The organism is Kitasatospora humi, assembly GCF_020907985.1.
GTDB lineage: Bacteria > Actinomycetota > Actinomycetes > Streptomycetales > Streptomycetaceae > Kitasatospora > Kitasatospora humi.
On the sequence record NZ_JAJJPA010000136.1, the window covers coordinates 1 to 1,590 of the forward strand.

General features: G+C 68.6%; 1 protein-coding gene. It reads left to right on the forward strand.

All coding sequences use genetic code 11. The features are described from left to right. The first annotated feature begins 131 nt into the window (after nucleotides 1-131). A complete protein-coding gene (locus LN042_RS36730; RefSeq protein ID WP_230055811.1) occupies nucleotides 132-1,577 on the forward strand; it encodes an NF041680 family putative transposase in 1,446 nt (481 codons plus the stop codon). The last annotated feature ends 13 nt before the right edge of the window (nucleotides 1,578-1,590 follow it).

Here is a 1,590-nt window from a genome sequence, read left to right on the forward strand (position 1 = left end):
TCTAAGCTTGGCGTTTAACCTCACACGTCACTCGACCTGCTGATCTGCGGTTCTTTCCCGGACAGCGGAGGCGGCCGTTCTCCACGCTTCGAGATGTCGAGTCATGAAGCACGAGAGAACGGCCGCTGTGTATGAGTCTCCCAGCCGACGCGCCCGCAGGCGACGCATTGGGCGTCTTGTCCCGCTTTCGGGTTGAGTTTTACGACTGCCTCTACGCCCGCGCAGACGCGCTCTTCGAGCTCACCGACGCGGTGTTGTGCGCGGACGGGCCGGTGAAGACCCTGGTCGAGTTGTCGCTGGCGGTTGAGCACCGGCGCGGGCACGGTGCCCTGTACGCCGCCCTGGACCGGGGTTGGTTCGAACCGACGCGCTTACGCCGCACTCTGGCCGCCCTGCCACTGCCGAAGGCGGCCGACGGGCGGATCGTGCTGGCCGTGGACGTGTCCAACTGGCTCCGCCCCGACGCTCCGACCAGCGACGACCGACTGTTCTGCCATGTCTACGGACGTGGCGACCGCAAGACGGACCAGCTCGTGCCCGGCTGGCCGTACTCCTTCGTCGCCGCGTTGGAGTCCGGCCGCACCTCGTGGTGCGCGCTGCTGGACGCCGTGCGCCTGGGTCCTGCGGACGACGCGACCGCCGTCACCGCTGCCCAACTGCGCGACGTGGTAGATCGGTTGAAAGAAGCCGGACAGTGGAACGAAGGCGATCCCGAGATCCTGATCGTCATGGATTCCGGCTACGACGTCGCCTACCTCTCCCATGCCCTGGCCGACTTGCCGGTGGTGCTGGTGGGACGGCTGCGCTCGGACCGTGTCATGCTCCGCGACGCCGGCCCCGCACGCTCCGGCCCGAAGGGGGGCCGGCCCCGCAAGCACGGCGGTGTCCTGACCTTCGCCAAGCCCGACACCTGGCACCAGCCCGACGTCACCACGGTCACGGACACCACCCGCTACGGCAAGGCCGAAGCGATCGCCTGGGACCGTATGCACCCCAGACTTGCCCATCGCGGCCCTTGGCTCGACCACGCGGAGGAGGAACTTCCCGTCCTGCACGGCACGTTGATCCGCCTCAAGGTCGAGCATCTGCCGGGCGACCGTGACCCGAAACCGGTTTGGCTGTGGTGCTCGGCCACCGGCGCGACACCCGCCGATGCGAACCGGTGCTGGCACTCGTTCCTGCGGCGCTTCGACCTGGAGCACACCTTCCGGCTTATGAAGCAGACCCTCGGCTGGACCGCCCCGAAGGTCCGCCACGCGGACACCGCCGACCTGTGGACCTGGCTCATCATCGCCGCCCACACCCAACTCCGCCTCGCCCGACCCCTCACCGAGGACCTTCGCCGCCCCTGGGAACGCCCTGCGGCACCACGCCGCCTCACGCCCGCCCGAGTGCGGCGGGGGTTTCGCAACGTCCGCGCGACGGCAGTCCGCCCGGCGGCCGCGCCGAAACCGTCCCGGCCGGGCCCGGGACGGCCTCCCGGCTCGAAGAACAAGCAACGGGCCACTCGTCACGATGTCGGAAAGACGGTCAAACGCGCGGAGTCGATCAAGGAACATCAAGCCCGACGAGGATAAATTCCAAGCTAAG

Coding starts and splice junctions, on each gene's coding strand:
- LN042_RS36730 (WP_230055811.1), top strand. CDS start 132: ATGAGTCTCCCAGCCGACGCGCCCGCAGGCGACGCATTGGGCGTCTTG.